This is a genomic window from Sulfurovum sp., from assembly GCA_026990595.1.
Classification (GTDB): domain Bacteria; phylum Campylobacterota; class Campylobacteria; order Campylobacterales; family Sulfurovaceae; genus Sulfurovum.
Window position 1 is genome coordinate 38,758 of sequence record JALXCZ010000013.1, and the last position, 17,931, is coordinate 56,688.

At 40.8% G+C, this 17,931-nt stretch carries 15 protein-coding genes; 7 read left to right on the forward strand and 8 right to left on the reverse strand.

Features of this window, described 5'->3' with window-relative positions:
• Positions 1-6: 6 nt before the first annotated feature.
• From MVE01_RS04335 to rsmA, 5 genes are all read right to left on the reverse strand, one after another.
• Positions 7-975, reverse strand: a complete 969-nt coding sequence (locus tag MVE01_RS04335; protein ID WP_472560941.1) for a KpsF/GutQ family sugar-phosphate isomerase — start codon at positions 973-975, stop codon at positions 7-9.
• A gap of 86 nt (positions 976-1,061) precedes the next feature.
• Positions 1,062-1,553 carry a hypothetical protein gene (locus MVE01_RS04340; RefSeq protein ID WP_472560942.1) on the reverse strand — a complete coding sequence of 164 codons (492 nt, stop codon included), beginning with the start codon at positions 1,551-1,553 and terminating at the stop codon, positions 1,062-1,064.
• A gap of 2 nt (positions 1,554-1,555) precedes the next feature.
• On the reverse strand, positions 1,556-2,995 hold the full coding sequence (locus MVE01_RS04345; RefSeq protein ID WP_472560943.1) for an OmpA family protein: 1,440 nt from the start codon (positions 2,993-2,995) through the stop codon (positions 1,556-1,558).
• A gap of 132 nt (positions 2,996-3,127) precedes the next feature.
• Positions 3,128-5,257 (reverse strand): ribonuclease J, encoded by a 2,130-nt coding sequence (locus tag MVE01_RS04350; RefSeq protein ID WP_472560944.1) that lies wholly within the window; start codon positions 5,255-5,257, stop codon positions 3,128-3,130.
• Positions 5,193-6,050: a 16S rRNA (adenine(1518)-N(6)/adenine(1519)-N(6))-dimethyltransferase RsmA gene (rsmA, locus tag MVE01_RS04355; RefSeq protein WP_472560945.1), complete on the reverse strand. Its 858-nt coding sequence runs from the start codon at positions 6,048-6,050 to the stop codon at positions 5,193-5,195. Before rsmA ends, MVE01_RS04350 begins: the two co-directional genes overlap by 65 nt.
• A gap of 122 nt (positions 6,051-6,172) precedes the next feature.
• Between rsmA and hisF the strand changes: the two genes are divergently transcribed.
• The 3 genes from hisF to rlmN all read left to right on the forward strand — a co-directional run bounded on the left by hisF (position 6,173) and on the right by rlmN (position 8,637).
• A complete protein-coding gene (gene hisF, locus MVE01_RS04360; protein WP_472560946.1) occupies positions 6,173-6,937 on the forward strand; it encodes an imidazole glycerol phosphate synthase subunit HisF in 765 nt (254 codons plus the stop codon).
• Positions 6,938-7,465 carry a 5'-methylthioadenosine/S-adenosylhomocysteine nucleosidase family protein gene (locus MVE01_RS04365; RefSeq protein WP_472560947.1) on the forward strand — a complete coding sequence of 176 codons (528 nt, stop codon included), beginning with the start codon at positions 6,938-6,940 and terminating at the stop codon, positions 7,463-7,465.
• Between the two features lie 101 nt (positions 7,466-7,566).
• Positions 7,567-8,637 carry a dual-specificity RNA methyltransferase RlmN gene (rlmN, locus tag MVE01_RS04370; protein ID WP_472560948.1) on the forward strand — a complete coding sequence of 357 codons (1,071 nt, stop codon included), beginning with the start codon at positions 7,567-7,569 and terminating at the stop codon, positions 8,635-8,637.
• A gap of 102 nt (positions 8,638-8,739) precedes the next feature.
• Here rlmN and MVE01_RS04375 read toward each other — a convergent pair whose 3' ends face one another.
• Positions 8,740-9,678 (reverse strand): RluA family pseudouridine synthase, encoded by a 939-nt coding sequence (locus tag MVE01_RS04375; RefSeq protein ID WP_472560949.1) that lies wholly within the window; start codon positions 9,676-9,678, stop codon positions 8,740-8,742.
• A 99-nt stretch (positions 9,679-9,777) separates the two neighbouring features.
• On the opposite strand from MVE01_RS04375, the gene purB reads away from it, so the two are divergent.
• Positions 9,778-11,106 carry an adenylosuccinate lyase gene (gene purB / locus MVE01_RS04380; protein ID WP_472560950.1) on the forward strand — a complete coding sequence of 443 codons (1,329 nt, stop codon included), beginning with the start codon at positions 9,778-9,780 and terminating at the stop codon, positions 11,104-11,106.
• Between the two features lie 239 nt (positions 11,107-11,345).
• Positions 11,346-13,715 carry a ribonucleoside-diphosphate reductase subunit alpha gene (locus tag MVE01_RS04385; protein WP_472560951.1) on the forward strand — a complete coding sequence of 790 codons (2,370 nt, stop codon included), beginning with the start codon at positions 11,346-11,348 and terminating at the stop codon, positions 13,713-13,715.
• 621 nt (positions 13,716-14,336) lie between these two features.
• On the opposite strand, the gene MVE01_RS04390 is transcribed toward MVE01_RS04385, so the two are convergent.
• Both MVE01_RS04390 and MVE01_RS04395 read right to left on the reverse strand, forming a co-directional pair.
• Positions 14,337-15,620 carry a citrate synthase gene (locus tag MVE01_RS04390; protein ID WP_472560952.1) on the reverse strand — a complete coding sequence of 428 codons (1,284 nt, stop codon included), beginning with the start codon at positions 15,618-15,620 and terminating at the stop codon, positions 14,337-14,339.
• Positions 15,577-16,941: an FAD-dependent oxidoreductase gene (locus MVE01_RS04395; protein WP_472560953.1), complete on the reverse strand. Its 1,365-nt coding sequence runs from the start codon at positions 16,939-16,941 to the stop codon at positions 15,577-15,579. Before MVE01_RS04395 ends, MVE01_RS04390 begins: the two co-directional genes overlap by 44 nt.
• Positions 16,942-17,033: 92 nt before the next feature.
• On the opposite strand from MVE01_RS04395, the gene ppnP reads away from it, so the two are divergent.
• Together ppnP and MVE01_RS04405 are read left to right on the forward strand one after the other, a co-directional pair.
• Positions 17,034-17,345 carry a pyrimidine/purine nucleoside phosphorylase gene (gene ppnP / locus MVE01_RS04400; RefSeq protein WP_472560954.1) on the forward strand — a complete coding sequence of 104 codons (312 nt, stop codon included), beginning with the start codon at positions 17,034-17,036 and terminating at the stop codon, positions 17,343-17,345.
• Positions 17,346-17,419: 74 nt separating this feature from the next.
• Complete coding sequence (locus MVE01_RS04405; protein WP_472560955.1) at positions 17,420-17,719, forward strand: hypothetical protein; 300 nt, start codon at positions 17,420-17,422, stop codon at positions 17,717-17,719.
• Positions 17,720-17,931 lie beyond the last annotated feature (212 nt).

Sequence of the window (17,931 nt, forward strand, 5' to 3'; positions counted from 1 at the left end):
CTTATTTTATTTGCTTTTGATACCGGCATTGATAAGGTCATGGATATGCAATACTCCAATGATCCTGTTTTCTTCCGTAGTGATAGGAAGAAGTTGAATGCGGTCATTCTCTATGATCTCTAGTGCATCACTTGCAAGAAGTTCAGTATCATGGTAACTTTTGGGATTTTTGCTGGCATAGGCTATAGCCAAATGATTCATGCTGAAGTCCTTCTGCATAAGAGCGCGTCTGAGGTCACCGTCTGTCAGCAGGGCACAGAGTCTTTCTTCTTTATCTGTAAGCAGTACTGTCCCCAGTTTTCCTTCACTCATGGTCACAACAGCATCTTTGAGTGTAATATGGTCATTGGCTACAGGAAGATCTTTTGTACGCATAAGGTCTTTTACTTTGATGAAAAGCTTTTTCCCTAAAGAACCACCTGGATGGAAAGAGGCAAAATCTTCTTTCTTAAATCCTCTTTTTTTCATAAGGGTCACCGCCAGGGCATCCCCCAAAGCCATGGTAAGTGTGGTGGATGTGGTTGGTGCAACACCAAGAGGACAGGCCTCTCTTTCTACAGAGATATCCAGAAATACATCTGCATATCTGCCCAAAGAGGAATCTTCATTACCGGTTAAACCGATAAGAGGAATATCAAAACGTTTAATATGAGGAAGTATTTTTGTAAGCTCTTCACTCTCACCGCTGCTACTGATAGCCAAAAGTGTATCCTCTTTGCTTATCATCCCGAGATCACCGTGTAAAGCCTCTGTAGGATGAAGGAAGAAGCTTGATGTACCGGTGCTTGCAAATGTAGCAGCCATTTTTGCACCTACAAGTCCTGATTTTCCTACACCGGTAATGATCAGTTTTCCTTTGGTGTTCACTATCAGTTCAATAGCATCCAAAAAATTCTTATCAAGACGCTCAGCTGCCTTTGTAAGAGCTTCAGATTCAATATGAAATGTTTCTTGTGCAATGTGTATGAGATCCATGATATGCTACTTTATGATTTTATGTGAGAGATTATAGCATAGTGCAGGTAATTATTAAGATGGAGTGCTGGTACACTCCAAAAGATTTAGGATTGTTTGCTGGTAGAGACTTCTCCTGCATCGACACGCTTGGAGAATTCTGTCTCTTTACCTGCAGCCAATGCTTTTGCCTGTTCTACCCACTTTTCCCGTTTTGCACGGCCGGGAAAGCCTAAATTATTGTCTGCCCATATGATATTCTCTTCACTCCATGCCGCGATCTGGTCAAAGTGATAAATACCTATAGTATTAAGAGACTCTTCTATTTTGACACCGATCCCTTTAATGCGTGTTAAATTATCTTTTTGTCCGCCTCTGGGAGCGGAAAGTAAAAGAGGCTCAGGTTCTGTATTGTCCGTTGCAGCAACGATGGTCTGTGCTTCTGAAGTATGAGGAGTGTGTTCATCATGTGATGAGCTGTGTGTAGATCTGCAGCTGTCGTCAGGACAAGTACTTTTCCCTAAAAGATATCCGATAATAAACCCGATAAGGGCGGCCAATAGTAAACATAATACGATTTGTGAAGCGATTTCTAACATGATCATTCTCCTATAATATTGATTTCAACGCGACGGTTTTTTTGTTTATTCTCGTCTGTAGTATTTGGAACAAGCGGTTTGCTTTCTCCATATCCTTTTGCGGTAAGACGTTTGCTCTCAACACCTTGAGAGATAAGTTCTTCCTTTACGGTTTCTACTCTTGCCTGTGAAAGTTTCTGATTAAATTCTGCACTGCCGTCAGAATCAGTATGTCCGGCTATTTCAACTTTGACTTTGGGATATTTTTTTAAAATAGCAGCCAGTTTGTCTACCGTAGCCTGTCCACGGCTTGTCAATGTACTTTTTGCAGTATTGAACTCTATATTTTCTACTTGAAGTAGTTTAATAATATTTGCTTTAGCCTCTTTTTCCTGTACCGCCTTCTGCATAGTATCTTCTCGGGCAAGTCTTGCCTGTTCCTCCCGTGCTGACCTTTCTTTTTCTGCTTCAGCTCTTCGCTTTTCTTCTTCAAGTCTGGCTTTCTGTGCAGCTTCTTGTTCCAGTCTCTCTTTTTCTTCTTGAAGTTTTCGGTTCTCTTGCGCAAGTTTTGCCTCTTCTTCAGCTCTTTTTGTATCGGCTATTCTTTGAAGATATGCTTTATCTAGTACAGTAAGGTTCCTTGTGGGTATTACTGCATTGCCAAGGAGTTTTTCCATCTCTGATATGGCAGCTTCATTTTTGACTTTCCCTTTTACGGTAAGTATTTTGTTTTGATAGCCTATTACTCCTTCGGTATAGTTCTTTGTGAATGCCGGAATGATCTTCTCCACTAAGGCAATAGCACCAAAATCAACAAGCTTTGTGTTCTCTGCGAGCATGGAAGCTGTTACAGGCATATGCGCTGCTCTAAATGCATGCTGAATCTGTTCTTCCTGTGTTTGGTCTGTAAAATGTCCAGAGAGAATATTTCTTTGTAATGTATGCTCTATAAGAAAATCTATAGGTTTTTTAGGTAAAACGACTTTTGTATTGTTTCTTGATGCAAGAGGTGAAGCAGCAAGAAGTTTTTGCATTTGGTGTTTTGCTTCATAGCTGTTCACTTCTCCCTCTACGACCAGTACTTCATTGACGTATTGTATTTTCCCTTTTTTGTATGTCTTGATAAAATGGGGGATGATCTCTTTGGTAAGAGCGATACTGCCTTTATCCAAAAGTGTTTCATTGGTTGAAGTATTGTTAGGTGCCAATTTGCTACCTAATGTTGAAAAAACAGCAGTAAGTTCATTTTGTTGAACCGTATCTGTAAAATTTCCGCTTAGGGTGTAACCGTTGGTATTTTGTTGAATAAGGTATTCAATAGTATGTTGCTGTAAAGGGATGGTAATTACTGTAGCAGCTTTTTTCTCGGGATGTGTCGGGATGGTGATTTTATCCATTTTTTGCCAGGTACAGAAAAAGATCAGTAAAAGCAAAAGTAGGAGCAAAGGCCAGATTTTTTTCATGCTTACTCTCCTTGTGGTGTATCTTTTAATAGTATTACAGAAAATTATAGTATCTTTTTATTAAAAGTTAAGAATAGTGAGTGTATGAGCACTAACAAACCGCTATGGCTATATAGGGTTTGTTATTTGAAATTAAACGATAAAGATCGTTGGGATGATAAGCGGATATCTTTTTTTCGTTCGTACTACATGTTTTCTAATGGTACTTCTGATCTCATTTTCAACATTTCTATGGTCCTTTAGTGCTTCAGGCTTCATGTTAAGCAGCATCGTTTCCAAAAGGACTTCGATCTCTTTGGCGAATTTCTTATCTTCTTTGTCCGGAACAAGACCATGGGTACTGATGATCGGTTTCCCTACCACTTTTTGGTTACTTTGTGCGATCTGTGCTACTACTGTGACAATACCGTCTTCGGCTAGTTTTTGTCTGTCAAGTACAACATCATTCTCTATGGTCATATTGTTTTGGTTATCAATGTAGGTTTTACCTGTTTTGACTGTTTTGACCTTCTTAAGATATTTTGGTGTGATCTCAACCTGATCCCCATCACTCATAAGTAGAATATTTCTTTCATCTACTCCACAGCTTACCGCTGTTTTCGCATGTTGGGCGATGTGATTGTATTCCCCGTGCACAGGCAGGAAGAACTTAGGTTGAATTAGTCTTAAGATGAGTTTTTGCTCTTCCTGTCCGGCATGCCCAGAGACGTGAATATCGGCAAACTCTTTATAGCGTACTGTTACACCGGCTTTAATAAGTAAATTCATCAGTTTTGAAACAGAAGCCTCATTCCCAGGAATAGCAGAGGCTGAAATGATTACAGTATCCGAAGGCTTGAGTTTGATGTGTCTATGCTCATCGGTTGCCATTCGGTTCAGTGCAGCCATGGTCTCACCCTGAGAACCGGTGGTAACAATGAGAATTTCATGATCAGCGTATTTTGGTACTTCATGGACTTCAATAAAATGTTTATCGTCAATATCTACAAATCCCAAAGCTCTGTTGGTCTCTACGTTTCTCTCCATGGAGCGTCCGATCACACAGATCTTTCTACCATGCTTTACAGCTCTTTGCATTGCCTGGAAGATACGGTGAACATTGGAAGAGAAGGTAGACATGATCACTCTTCCTTTGGCAAGGTCAAAAAGAGTATCAAAAGTTTTTCCTACCACGGTTTCACTCTTCGTAAAGCCTGGGTTATGCGAATTTGTAGAGTCTGAGAAGAGACAAAGTACGCCCTTGGCTCCATAATAGGCATAACGCTGAAGATCCATCGTGTATCCGTCGACAGGTGTATGGTCTATTTTAAAGTCTGCAGTGTGCACAAGTGTTCCTGCCGGTGTCTCGATGGCAAGAGAACAGGCATCAATGATGGAGTGGGTATTATGCATCCACTCTATTTTCATATCACCAATCTGGTACTGCTTTCTTTTGGTAACAAAATTAAAATATTTTGTATCTGCTTTGAGCCCATGTTCATTGAATTTGTTTTCTATCATGGCAAGGGCAAGAGGTGTTCCATATATAGGGAATTTTAATTCTTTGAAAAGGTATGGTACGGCACCGATGTGGTCTTCGTGACCATGGGTAATAACAATACCTTTGATCTTATTTTTAATTGCATGAAGGTAAGAGAAGTCCGGTACCAGAATATCAACACCGTGCATCGTCTCATCAGGGAAACTCATCCCCACATCAATGACAATGGCACTCTCTTCTGTCTCAAGTACAGCCATATTCCCCCCGATCTCACCAAGACCGCCAAGCGGTGTAAACCGTACTTTACCTTTGGTTGCCATATCAATCTGTTTCCAGGGAGCCATTCTTGCTTCCTGTACACGTTTGTTTTCTTCCATTGAAGCACGCATTGCCTCATTGACCGTTGTGACATTTTTTCTTTTATTTCTATTCTTGTTTTTATTTGGGTTATTGCCGGGTTTGTTGTTTGGCTTATTGTTTTGGTTCGGTTTTCTGTTTTGATTGGTGTTGTTTCTGTTTTGGTTCGATTTTCGGTTCCCATTTGGTGCTTCTCTATCCTGCACATTACCGTTTACTTCCCTGTTGGGATTTGGCTTTTTATTAGGGTTTGATTTTTTATGGGAGGCATGACGGCTACTGTTCTGTCCTTGCTCGTTTACACTCTTTTGCCCTTGAGTATTTTGTCTATGCGGGTTGGGTCTTCTTTCTCTTTGTTTGTTATCGTTTGGCATTCTTTTCTCTTGATTTTGAGAGTTTTCTTTGTTTTGATTGTTGTTTTCCATCTAAATTATCCTTTAATTCATTATATAAGTGATGATAAACAAGAGTCTCGGCTTCATGAGGTCGCAAATTAGGATCGAGATCCAGTTTTGTGAAGGTTTGATTCACAATATCTTTTGAAAAAGCAGACAGGAGGTTTTTAGAGAGTTTTTTACGTGGTTGCGAAAAAGCAACCTTTAAAAATGTTTCAAACTTCTCATCGTCTCTTGACTGTTCTTTCTCTATTAAAAGCACGGCAGAAGTTACGTTTGGAGGAGGCACGAATGCTTCACGCTCAACTTCAAAGCAGAGTGTGGCTTTTCCAACGCTTTGTGCCAAAACAGACAGAGCAGAAAATGCTTTCTGTTTTGCAACTGCCGAGAATTTTACGGCAACTTCTTTCTGAACCATAACCAGTATAGACTGGCAGAGTTCATCCTTAAATGCTTTTAAGATGATATTGGTTGCGATATAATAGGGCAGGTTGGCAACCAGATGATAAGGCTCATCTAGCAGGCTTCCTGACTCCCAACGCTCAAGCACATCTCCGCAACGCAGCTCAAAACAACCCTTGTGGATGGGTGCCTCAAACTCTGTCGCAAGATGCTCGCATAATCTTTTATCAACCTCAAATGCTGTGACATTTCTTGTTTTTACAAGTTCTTTGGTTAAATCACCTAAGCCAGGTCCAATTTCTGCAACTTTTAAGTTGTCATTGGGCATCGCTTGGACGATCTTTTGAAGATAATGATCACTTTTTAGAAAATTCTGCCCAAATTTTTTAGAAGCAAATTCGGCTAAATTCTCAATAATCATACTATAATATACCTTTATATTCAATACTAACCCCATGCTTGGGATAATTTTTGTATAATTCTACCATAAATATATCCCAATTATGATGATAGTTAGAATTTAAAATGAAAAGAGATACTTAAATGGATTATTTTGCTAAACGTATTATTCCGTGTTTGGATGTCAACGATGGGCGCGTAGTAAAAGGTGTCAATTTTGTTGGTCTTCGTGATGCGGGTGACCCCGTAGAAGTGGCAAGGCGTTACAATGAAGAGGGTGCAGACGAGATTACCTTTCTTGACATAGGTGCCAGTCATGAGGGTCGTGATACGATCGTTGATGTGGTCAAAAAAGTAGCACAGGAAGTATTCATTCCTCTGACAGTCGGAGGAGGTATACGTGAACTTCCGGATATCTATAATCTTTTGAATGTTGGATGTGACAAAGTCAGTATCAATTCGGCAGCCATTAAGAGACCTGCTTTTATAGAAGAGAGTGCAAAGCGTTTTGGTTCACAGTGTATTGTTGTAGCGATCGATGCGAAAAAAGTGGACAATGGCAAATGGCACATCTTTACACATGGTGGACGTAATGATACTGGTATTGATGCTTTAGAATGGGCAAAAGAGTCCTACGACAGAGGTGCAGGAGAGTTACTCGTCACATCTATGGATGCAGATGGAACCAAAGCGGGATTTGACAATGAACTTAATAAAAAAATTGGTGAACTTGTCAATATTCCTGTTATCGCTTCAGGAGGAGCAGGAACAATGAAGCATATGGAAGAGGCATTTACTTTAGGCCATGCGGATGCAGCATTGGCAGCTTCCATCTTTCATTTTAGAGAGATAGATATAATGGAGCTTAAAGCCTATCTGCGTGATAAAAATATCCCTGTGAGAATGTAGATGTTTGTCTGTGCAGGGGAAAATGAACAGTTTGATTTTGCGATACCCATAGGTATAGGGCTTATTGATACAGCGATCAATCTTACCAAAATGATCCTCTCATCAAAACCAGAAGAGTTGATCTTTGTAGGGACTGCAGGAAGTTATGGAGACAAGAAAGTGTTTGATATTGTTACTTCCTGTGAAGCGGTTAATATTGAAAACAGCTATTTAAATGCAGGAGCATATACGCCTATTGTTTCACGTGAAACAAGTTTTTTCAAAAAGGGTTTTTGTGCCAGCAAGACAGTTGTAAATTCTTCAAACTATATTACAACGGATATCAAACTGGGTAAACAATATATTGAAAGAGGCATTCTTGTTGAGAATATGGAGTTCTATGCGGTGCTTAAGGTGGCGAAAAAATTTCATATTCCTGCAAAAGCTATATTGGTTGTAACAAACTATTGTGATGAAAATGCACATAAAGATTTTTTAAAAAATCAAAAAGATGCAATGCAGAGATTGACAAGATATATTAAAATATAATCTTGTTTGATATTGGGTAACCACAAGGGATTGCCCCTACAAAATATGATACTGTAGGGGTATCCCCTTGTGGGTACCCTTTTATTAATGAAAGAGAATAAATGAAACAAATTATACAAGATCTAAGTAAAGAAGAATTAGCAGATGTGATAAAACCAAGTTTTAGAGCAAAACAAATCTACAATTGGATATACCATAAATATGCGATGTCATTTGAAGAAATGAAAAACCTTCCTAAACAGATGAGAGAAGAGCTTGAGTGTACGTATACACTTGCACCGCTCAAGACTTTAACGGTACAAGACAGTATAGACGGTAGCCGCAAATATCTTTTTGAACTCCATGATGGACATACAGTAGAAGCTGTACTGCTTTTGATGAGGGAGAAAGAGTATCATGAAGATGGCTCTGTAAAGCATCAGGAACGCTATACAGTGTGTATCTCTTCTCAGGTAGGGTGTAAGGTAGGATGTGCCTTTTGTTTGACGGCAAAGGGTGGTTTTATGCGAAATTTGACTGCCGGTGAAATCGTTGAGCAGTTACGTATGATCAAGAAAGACAATGATATTGATGCCAACCGTCGTGTCAACATCGTGTATATGGGGATGGGTGAACCGCTTGACAACCTTGAAGAGGTAGTAAAGTCCGTGAAAATATTTGCAGACTCTGAAGGCATGGCTATCGCAACACACCGTCAGACCATCTCCACTTCAGGACTCAGCTCCAAGATAGAGAAACTCGGAAAGATGGAGCTTGGAATTAACCTTGCTATCTCACTGCATGCCGTAGATGATGAACTCAGACAGCGGCTTATGCCTATCAATAAAGCGTATAATATTGAGTCTATTATCACTGCAGTAAAAAACTTTCCTGTCAATGACAGAAAGAGGGTCATGTTTGAGTATCTTGTCATCAAAGATGTCAATGATGATATGGCTGCTGCAAAAAAACTTTTAAGTCTTTTGGACGGTATTAAAGCAAAAGTAAATTTGATCTATTTTAACCCTTACGGTGGAACAGAATTTAAACGTCCAAGTGAAAAAGATATGAAAGCATTTCAGGAATATCTTACCAAAAGAGGATTACACTGCACAATCCGCGAATCCAAAGGTCTGGATATCTCTGCTGCCTGTGGGCAATTGCGGGAACAAGAACTTGAAGGGGGCATATAATGCCTGATGTACAAATAGCGTTATTGATTTTTATTATGTTGGTTGTTGGTGTTGGCGGGGGATGGTTTATTTATGAAGCAAACAGGGATGATGAGTAGGTTTTCAGTTATTCCTGCTATTAAATACTCTCTCTTTTTTCGGGCAGATCAATGCTTTCATCTTTCTAAAATCCACTTTACTCTCGATATAATACTTGGCACCATAAGGGAAAGAAAGTGTCTGTGCATGTAGCATCAGCCGTGGTGCCCCATGCTGTATAAGTCGTTCCTCTTCACTTTGCAGCATATCCAGATAGGCATCACTGGCCTCAAAGCTTGCCCCATAGATAGGGTCACCCAGAATAGGGTGTTTCACGTGAAACAAATGTACTCTTATTTGGTGAAGTCGTCCTGTGTGGGGATAGCAGGCTACAAGTGTCGTGTCTAATGCTGCATCATACTCTAATGGTACAAAGTCTGTATGTGCCGTCTTTCCATCTTCGGCTATGAATACTTTATGCTTGGTTTTTTCATATCCCTCTCTGTTTACTTTGATACATTCTGTAGAAGTAAAAGACTCAGTCAATTTGCCATCAACCCATGCCAAATAGGACTTTTGAATGGTACGTTTTTCAAAAGCACTTTTGAGAAAATGCTCTGCCTCTTTGTGTTTGGAAGCCAGTAGAAGTCCAGAGGTTTCCATATCTATTCTATGTGTTGCATTGGCGTTGTCCCCTGCGATGTTTCTGACCTCATCCAACATAGAGTAGGGAGTAGCCATAGTGTTGGGGTGAACGAGTACCCCAGAGGGTTTTTCAAAAATCATAAAGTCCTTGTTTTGAAAAGCAGGACGAAGACCTGTACCTTTTGGACGAAAGAAAACCATCTCTACGTCACCCTGTATTTTGGCACCCGTATAGGTCATGGATACTCCATCAATGATGAGACGTCCTTTTGCGATGTGCCTTTGCGCCTGTCCCTGAGTGTAGTTCAGTGTATGCATCACATACAAAAATGCAATGGTTTCTTCTTTGATATGAAATTTTTCTTTTACGAATGGCATACGATGGCTTACCTCTTTATAACAGCTTTTAGGATAGAATTTTAGCATAAATTTAATAGGGGTCTGGTATTCAAATGCCTGACTCCCAAGGATGAAAAAATGGTTGAAAGATATTCAAGACCAGAGATGGCAGAAAAGTGGACACAACAAGCAAGATATGCAGCATGGCTTGAAGTAGAAAAGGCAGCAGTTAAAGCATGGAATAAAATAGGGCTTATCCCTGACGATGATTGTAAAAAGATTATTAAAAATGCTACTTTTTCAGTAGAGAGAATAGAAGAGATAGAAGCAGTGACAAGACACGACCTCATTGCGTTCAATACAAGTGTCAGTGAAAGCCTTGGTGATGAGTCAAGATGGTTTCACTACGGTATGACTTCTTCAGATGCAGTTGATACAGGTGTTGCATTACAAATGAAAGCTTCCTTGGAAATTATTATTGAAGATGTAAAGATGCTTATGGAGTCTATCAAAAAACGTGCTTTTGAACACAAAATGACGCTTATGGTAGGAAGAAGCCACGGGATACACGGTGAGCCTATTACTTTTGGTTTGACTTTGGCGGTATGGTATGATGAAGTAGGCAGACATCTCAAGAACCTTGAGGATACGATGGATGTTATTGCAGTAGGGCAGATTTCCGGAGCCATGGGGAACTTTGCACATGCACCATTGGAGCTTGAAGAGTATGCAATGGCAGAGTTAGGATTAAAACCTGAGCCGTGTTCCAACCAGGTGGTACAAAGAGACAGATATGCAAGATTGGCAACTGCATTGGCACTGTTGGCATCGTCTGTTGAAAAGTTTGCTGTACAGGTAAGACACTTACAAAGAACAGAAGTCTATGAAGCTGAGGAGTATTTTGCCAAAGGGCAGAAAGGCTCCTCGGCGATGCCGCATAAAAGAAACCCTATCTTGACAGAGAACATTACAGGTTTGGCACGTATGATAAGAGCGTATGCTGCACCTGCTATGGAAAATGTAGCACTCTGGCATGAGAGAGATATTTCCCATTCGTCTACAGAGAGATTTTGGTTGCCGGATTCGTTTATCACCACAGATTTTATGTTGCACCGCATGAACAATGTGATCGCAAACTTAACGGTAATGCCTGAGAATATGATGAAGAATTTGAACCTTACGGGTGGTTTGGTATTTTCTCAGCGGGTATTGCTTGAGTTGCCAAAAGCAGGAGTAAGTCGTGAAGATGCCTACAGAATAGTACAGCGTAATGCGATGAAAGTATGGGAGGAGATACAGCACGGTAAACCTACCACCAATGAAAAGGGAGAATCTCTTTATCTTCAGTATCTGCTTGCAGATGAAGAACTGAGAGCATCACTTTCCGAGGTACAGATCAGAGAGTGTTTTAACTTTGATTATTATACAAAAAATGTTGATGCTATCTTTAATAGAGTATTTAAATAAACAGTAATAAATGTAGATTGTCGGAGAGAGAATACTCCGACCTACAAAAGATTAATTTTTTCATCAAAAATTCTCTACTACCCACCTCATCGGCACTTCCTAAATTATAATATTTTCTTATAAAATGATTGCCTAAAAATGATACATGAATTCAAAAATATCCAAGCATAATTTGAGTAAAATCATTTAATATTTTCACCTCAAAAATAGAGGTTTTTTTAATAATTCAGGGAGAAAGAATGGTTAGAGTAGTAAAACGGAACGGGAGAGTAGAGACTTTGGATGTTTCTAAGATCCAGAAATACACATCAGCTTCAGTAGAGGGGCTAGAGGGTGTAAGTCAGAGCGAACTGGAAGTGGATGCCAAACTTCAGTTTCGTGATATGATCACTTCTGAGGAGATTCAGACAACCCTTATCAAGACAGCGGTTGACAAGATAGACATTGACAGACCCAACTGGACCTTTGTCGCAGCAAGACTTTTCCTCTACGATATTTATCACAAGGCTACAGGTTTTACGGGCTATAACCATCTCCGTGAGCATTTTGAACGTGGGGAGAAGGAAGGACGTATTGTCCTTGGGCTTAAAGAGAAGTATGACCTTGATGATCTTAATGACTACATCAAGCCTGAGCGTGACCTGCAGTTCACTTACCTTGGGTTACGAACACTCTATGACAGATATCTGCTCAAAGACAAAAACGGTGTGCCTATAGAACTTCCGCAACAACTTTTTATGGGTGTAGCGATGTTCCTGGCACAAAATGAATTTGACTGCCAGACATGGGCAAAGAAATTCTATGATATCCTGAGTAAATTTGAAGTGATGGCAGCCACGCCGACACTCTCCAATGCAAGAACACCAAGACACCAACTCAGCTCCTGTTACATCGGTTCAACACCGGACAACATCGAAGGTATTTTTGACTGCTATAAAGAGATGGCACTGTTAAGTAAATTTGGCGGGGGTATCGGTTGGGACTGGTCGCTGGTTCGCGGTATGGGCTCATACATTGACGGACACAAGCATGCAGCAGGGGGGATCGTACCTTTCCTTAAGATCGCAAATGATGTGGCGATCGCTGTGGATCAGCTTGGTACCCGTAAGGGAGCCATCGCAGTTTATATTGAGCCATGGCATGTGGATATACGTGATTTCCTTGATCTTAAAAAGAACTCTGGAGAAGAGCGTCGTAGAGCACATGACCTCTTCCCTGCACTGTGGCTCAATGACCTCTTTATGCAAAGAGTGGAGGAGGACGGTACATGGACACTCTTTGATCCGTTCGAAGTGACTGAATTGACAGAGCTTTATGGTGAAGATTTTGAGAAGCGTTACATTGAACTGGAACATTCAGATGACAACATTACCAGAGAAGTGATCTCGGCAAAGGGGCTTTGGAAAGAGATACTCAGATCTTACTTTGAAACAGGAAACCCCTTCCTTACTTTCAAAGATGCAGCCAACAGAGCAAACCCCAACAAACATGTAGGAGTCATCAGATCTTCCAACCTCTGTACGGAGATCTTCCAGAATACAGGACCAAACACATACAAAACACGTTTTACTTTTGATGATGGTACAGTAGAGTCATATGATGAGCATGAGATGTTGACAGTTGACAACGGTACAACCAAGCCGGCCAAGAAAGTCACTGCACTGGATTCTATTAACGGTAAACAGATATGGATCGTAGACAAAGAGAAGCAAGACGGTGACACAGCTGTGTGTAACCTCGCTTCTGTCAACCTTTCCAAAGTACATACCCAAGAGGACTTGGCACGTGTGATACCCACCGCTGTACGTATGCTTGACAATGTAATAGATCTGAACTTCTATCCGTTGGCAAAAGTAAAGAAGACCAATGAGAAATCAAGATCCATAGGACTGGGTGTCATGGGTGAGGCACAGATGCTTGCAGAGAACAAGATAGAGTGGGGAAGCCATGAGCATTTTACCAAAGTAGATGAGGTGATGGAATCACTCTCCTACTACACTATCCGTTCTTCAAGTGACCTTGCCCTGGAGAAAGGAAAGTACCCTACCTATGAAGGTTCAGACTGGGACAAAGGCATCTTCCCTATTGACAAAGCCAATGAGAATGCATGTAAACTGGTTGACAGAGGTGGACTCTTTGGGTATGCACATGACTGGGCAGGGCTCAAAGAGAAGGTAAAAGAAGACGGTATGAGAAACGGTTACCTCATGGCGATCGCACCTACAAGTTCCATCTCCATCCTGACAGGTACGACACAGGCCATTGAACCGGTGTACAAAAGGAAGTGGTTTGAAGAGAACCTCTCAGGACTCATCCCTGTTGTAGCCCCTAAACTATCACCTGAAACATGGGAGTACTATACTCCTGCATACGACCTTGACCAGAATGTCCTCATCAAAGCAGGAGCCATCCGCCAGAAGTGGATAGACCAGGGGCAGTCGCTCAACATCTTCATCACCCTTGACAAGGCTTCAGGTAAATACCTCAATGAGATCTATATGAATGCTTGGAAGTTTGGATTGAAGTCTACTTATTACTTAAGAAGTCAGTCACCTGAGAGTAGTAATGATGTTGAGGATCGTTCACAAGAGTGTGTGGGTTGTCAATAGTACCTCGATTTCTTTCATTCCTTTTTTTCTTTGTTGATGCAACAAAAGAAAAAAACGAACCAAAAAAAGAAAATGCATACGCTATTGCTGGTGAATAATTTTTTTATCAATTTATTTTAAAAAGCTAAGAAGCTCTAAGTAAAGTTTTTTAATACGTTTATCTTAAAATTGGCGATAGCCTAGCCATATTAAAAAGAACTGTCACTCCGAACGACCGAATAAGCGATTAGCGATTCGAGAGGAGTGACGATTTTTTTGCTTCGTTTTTTTCTAAAAAAAATGACGAGAACTTCAACGCCTCAATTTGAATAATGAGGAAATTCAAAAAACATATATTAAAATAATCCCAAATTCATATATGCATTCCCACGCAGAGCATGGGAACGAGCCTTTATTTGTAAAAACACTATTTAGACTACCTAACACGTAAAATAAGACATTTTAAACTCTTTTTCAACCCATGATATGGAAAAAATAATAAAAATGCTTATTTTGGCTTCTGTTTTTGGGTGTTTTGTAGGGTGTTGTCCCATGACAACACCTTGAAATTTATTGTGAAATTCACGTTTTGATAAAAATACATATTTTTGGTGTTGTGGGGGCACAACACCCTACGGAAATTTATTCACCCGTATACAATTGTCTTGGTCTGGCAATTTTTGAGGTTTCGTCTTTTTTAAATTCTATCCATTGGGTTATCCACCCTACCGTTCGCCCGATAACAAAAATTGGAGTGAACATCGATTTTGGTATTTGAAGTGCGGTGAGGATGATGCCGGTATAAAAATCAATGTTGGGGTAGAGATTTCTTGAAATGAAATACTCATCACTTAAAGCGATCTCTTCTATTTTCCTTGCAATTGTCATAAGTTCAGTATCTAGATTCAGTTCTTCTCGTAACTCATCTTGCAGTTTTTTGAGTATTTTGGCTCTGGGGTCAAAATTTTTGTAGACGCGGTGACCAAAGCCCATGAGTCTGAAGTCATCATTGGGGTCTTTGGCTTTTTCTATGAACGCTTCCACATTGTCTACTGAGCCTATGTGTTCCAGCTGGGCAATGACAGACTCGTTGGCTCCGCCATGTGCCCGTCCCCAAAGTGCTGCAATCCCTGAGGCAATGGCAACATAAGGGTGTGCACCGGTAGAGGCAACACCACGTACCACCGTGGTGGAGGCATTTTGTTCATGGTCGGCATGGAGGGTAAAAATGGTATCGAGTGCTCTTACTTCAACTTCTTTTATAGCGGCATGACCGTTTGGCAGGAGGTGCATCTTTCCTCCTGGATAGGCACGCATCATAGTGAGGAAATTTTTGGTAAAACTCAGATCAAGATCGGGCTCTATAAACGGGATCCCCAAAAAGTGTCTGTAGGCAAAAGCAGCGATGGTCGGGATCTTGGAAATGATGCGATGTGCCATCTCCAGATATTCATTTTCATCCTCCATATCTAAATGTTCATTGTAAAATGAGGCAAGAGATGTCACGGCTGCAGAAAGTGTTGCCATGGGGTGGGCATTGTCAGGAAAGGCATCAAAGAGTTTGCGTAATCCTCTGTGTAGGTAGGCACGATGGCGTATTTCCAGATCGAAATCAGTCAGTTCCTCTTTGGAGGGCAGCCTGCTGTTAAGCAGAAGAAAGCAGGTTTCCAGATAACTATGCTTATTTGCTAATTCCTCTATGGGTATGCCACGGTAGCGCAGTTCGCCTTTTGTACCATCTATGAAGGTAATGGTAGAGTCACACGCAGCAGTAGCTGTGAATCCGGGATCATAGGTAAACATACCCGTATCTGCAAAAAAAGTACGGATATCAAGTACCGAGGGACCTCTTGAAGCATTTATAATGTTGTATTCGTATGTTTCACCTGTGCGGTTGTCGGTTAATGTAACAGTATTCTTTTTCATCACATAGCTCCTTTTTTATTTTTCTTTTCAGAAGGTCTACTTCGAGGAAGTCACAAAGAATTTTCGCATCTTCAAAAGCATTTCCCAAACAGCTGGATGCCCCGGGAGAAGGGGTCATATTAAATATAATACCTTTGCCTGTATCAATTTTGGCTTCACCCAGAAGCAATTTTTTAGCTTTTTTATCTATGATCTGCGGACGCATCCCACCATACCCCTCTGCATATTCTATATCATCACTATTGAGAGAAGGAATGAGCTTTCGCACCTCTTTAATGAAGAACTCATTGCCGATACCGGGAAGTTCATGGGCAAAGTTACGCATGATGTAGGCACGGATGTCTTCGTCTTTCATCAGGTCATAATAGACACCCAGTACGGAGCCATCAAGGCTGAGGAGATCAAAAAGATTGAGTATCTCCATATGGTGGTAACGCTCCAGTGTCATCATGGCAAATGCAGTAGGACCAAAACGTGTTCTCCAATCTGCTGTCAGGTCAGGGTCTCCATGCACAGCAGCAAAAGGAAGCTTTGGGTTCTGCATAGTATAGACCTTTGCATTTAGCAGTTGGGTTTTTGCAAAATAGAAACTTCCCCCTATGGGAAGCATGGCATACTCCTCTCCGTATCCCATCTCATGAGCAAGGAGTAAAGAGTGTACTCCTGCATCCACGACCACGACGTCACTTAGGTATTCACCTTTATCTGTATGGATGAGGAATTTGTCCCATTTTTTGGTGATCTGTGTGACTTCTGTACTAAAGTTAAGGTTCACTGTGCAGTGTTCTTTTTGGGAGAGATCTATAAAAGTCTGGCTTAGTTTTCCAAAATCAACCGTAGATATCTTGTCTTTGGCTCCCATTGCCAAAATAGGCTCTTTTCGACCTTTTGTCAAAATGGGTTCTATGCTCTCAAGCACTTCTTCTTCCCAGAGTTCAAGGTAGGGGAAGAGTGTTTTGAAGGTCTCATAGCGTGCTTTGAGTTTGGCTATCTCTTCTTCTCCTACTGCCAAGACCATTTTTGGTTTTCTAAAACCAATGGTTCCCTCATAATTGAAGTGGGTAATGAAATTGGCAACCATGGAGGAGGAAGCAGAGACTTTCTTTGCTTTCTCAAAATCATAATTGGTCTCAATATCTCCTATGTGAAGGGTTTGGGAGTTCGCTTTTGCTGAAGAGTTCAGTGTGGCAGGTTTGTTATATTTCTCAAAAAGTGTGACAGAGTCGATCTGGGTATAACGTGAGAGCATGAAAAGCAGTGCTGCTCCGGAGATACCTCCTCCAATGATCGTAACTTGTGTATAGTAAGAACCTTCTGTCATGAGCCTATCCTCTGTTGAACTTATTAAGTATAGTGACTGTGCGTAGAATTTGTGTGTAATTTTGATATAATCCTTTAAAAAAGGACTAGGCAGTGGAACAATTTGAAAATGTGAACATAGAACTTGAAGGTAACAGTTATTTTGACGGTGCAGTGACGAGCCGTACAGTGAACTTTGCTGACGGATCCAAAAAGACATTAGGGTTCATGCTTCCGGGTGAGTATACGTTCGGTACTGCTGCAGCGGAACTGATGGAGATCACTTCGGGTGAGCTGGAGGTAAAACTTCCCGGAGCACAGGCATGGATAACTGTCAAAGGCGGTGAGTCATTTAATGTACCTGCAAACAGTAAATTTCAAGTGAATGTGAAAAGCGTTACGGATTATTGCTGTTCTTATTTATAGGTATAGCAATAGTATTACATCCTAAAATTGAGGACAAGATGAAATTAAAATCCACACTTATAATAATGTTGTTATTGATAATAACAAATCAGAGTGCTATGGCGGATAGCTGGACAGGAGCAGACAAAGGAAAACATATTACGGTGACCGCAGCAATCTCAACTGCTGTGACAGGCTATGCAAGAAACCAGGGATGTTCAAAAGTGGAATCATTTTTTTGGGGCTTTGGAGCAGCTTTGGTAGTAGGTGCCATTAAAGAAGAGGCAGATAAACACAATGACAGCAGTGACAGCAGCAGTAAGGATTTTGCTGCAGATGCACTTGGTGGTGCGGCAGGTGCTTTGATCTCCGCACAGTTTGCGTGGAAGTTTTGATCTATTTTCAGAGTTCACAATCAATACACAAATAAAAGCTATACTTCTCTTATGAAGGTCGTAGAGTGTCATCCCTTCTCCCCTTTTTTGGCACTCTGTCCATATAGATAGGATGGATTGATCTTCTAGGTAACTTTTCATTATTATTTTGTACCTTATTTCCCTCCTCGGTACAACCTCCTTTAAATTATATATCAGTCGAAAAGTTACCT

What these genes read in the sequence shown, in the direction of transcription:
- MVE01_RS04395 (WP_472560953.1), bottom strand. Translation starts at nt 16,941, where the DNA reads ATGACAGAAGGTTCTTACTATACACAAGTTACGATCATTGGAGGAGGT.
- MVE01_RS04365 (WP_472560947.1), top strand. Translation starts at nt 6,938, where the DNA reads ATGTTTGTCTGTGCAGGGGAAAATGAACAGTTTGATTTTGCGATACCC.
- MVE01_RS04335 (WP_472560941.1), bottom strand. Translation starts at nt 975, where the DNA reads ATGGATCTCATACACATTGCACAAGAAACATTTCATATTGAATCTGAA.
- MVE01_RS04345 (WP_472560943.1), bottom strand. Translation starts at nt 2,995, where the DNA reads ATGAAAAAAATCTGGCCTTTGCTCCTACTTTTGCTTTTACTGATCTTT.
- rsmA (WP_472560945.1), bottom strand. Translation starts at nt 6,050, where the DNA reads ATGATTATTGAGAATTTAGCCGAATTTGCTTCTAAAAAATTTGGGCAG.
- MVE01_RS04340 (WP_472560942.1), bottom strand. Translation starts at nt 1,553, where the DNA reads ATGTTAGAAATCGCTTCACAAATCGTATTATGTTTACTATTGGCCGCC.
- MVE01_RS04385 (WP_472560951.1), top strand. Translation starts at nt 11,346, where the DNA reads ATGGTTAGAGTAGTAAAACGGAACGGGAGAGTAGAGACTTTGGATGTT.
- MVE01_RS04375 (WP_472560949.1), bottom strand. Translation starts at nt 9,678, where the DNA reads ATGCCATTCGTAAAAGAAAAATTTCATATCAAAGAAGAAACCATTGCA.
- MVE01_RS04390 (WP_472560952.1), bottom strand. Translation starts at nt 15,620, where the DNA reads ATGAAAAAGAATACTGTTACATTAACCGACAACCGCACAGGTGAAACA.
- rlmN (WP_472560948.1), top strand. Translation starts at nt 7,567, where the DNA reads ATGAAACAAATTATACAAGATCTAAGTAAAGAAGAATTAGCAGATGTG.
- MVE01_RS04350 (WP_472560944.1), bottom strand. Translation starts at nt 5,257, where the DNA reads ATGGAAAACAACAATCAAAACAAAGAAAACTCTCAAAATCAAGAGAAA.
- purB (WP_472560950.1), top strand. Translation starts at nt 9,778, where the DNA reads ATGGTTGAAAGATATTCAAGACCAGAGATGGCAGAAAAGTGGACACAA.
- hisF (WP_472560946.1), top strand. Translation starts at nt 6,173, where the DNA reads ATGGATTATTTTGCTAAACGTATTATTCCGTGTTTGGATGTCAACGAT.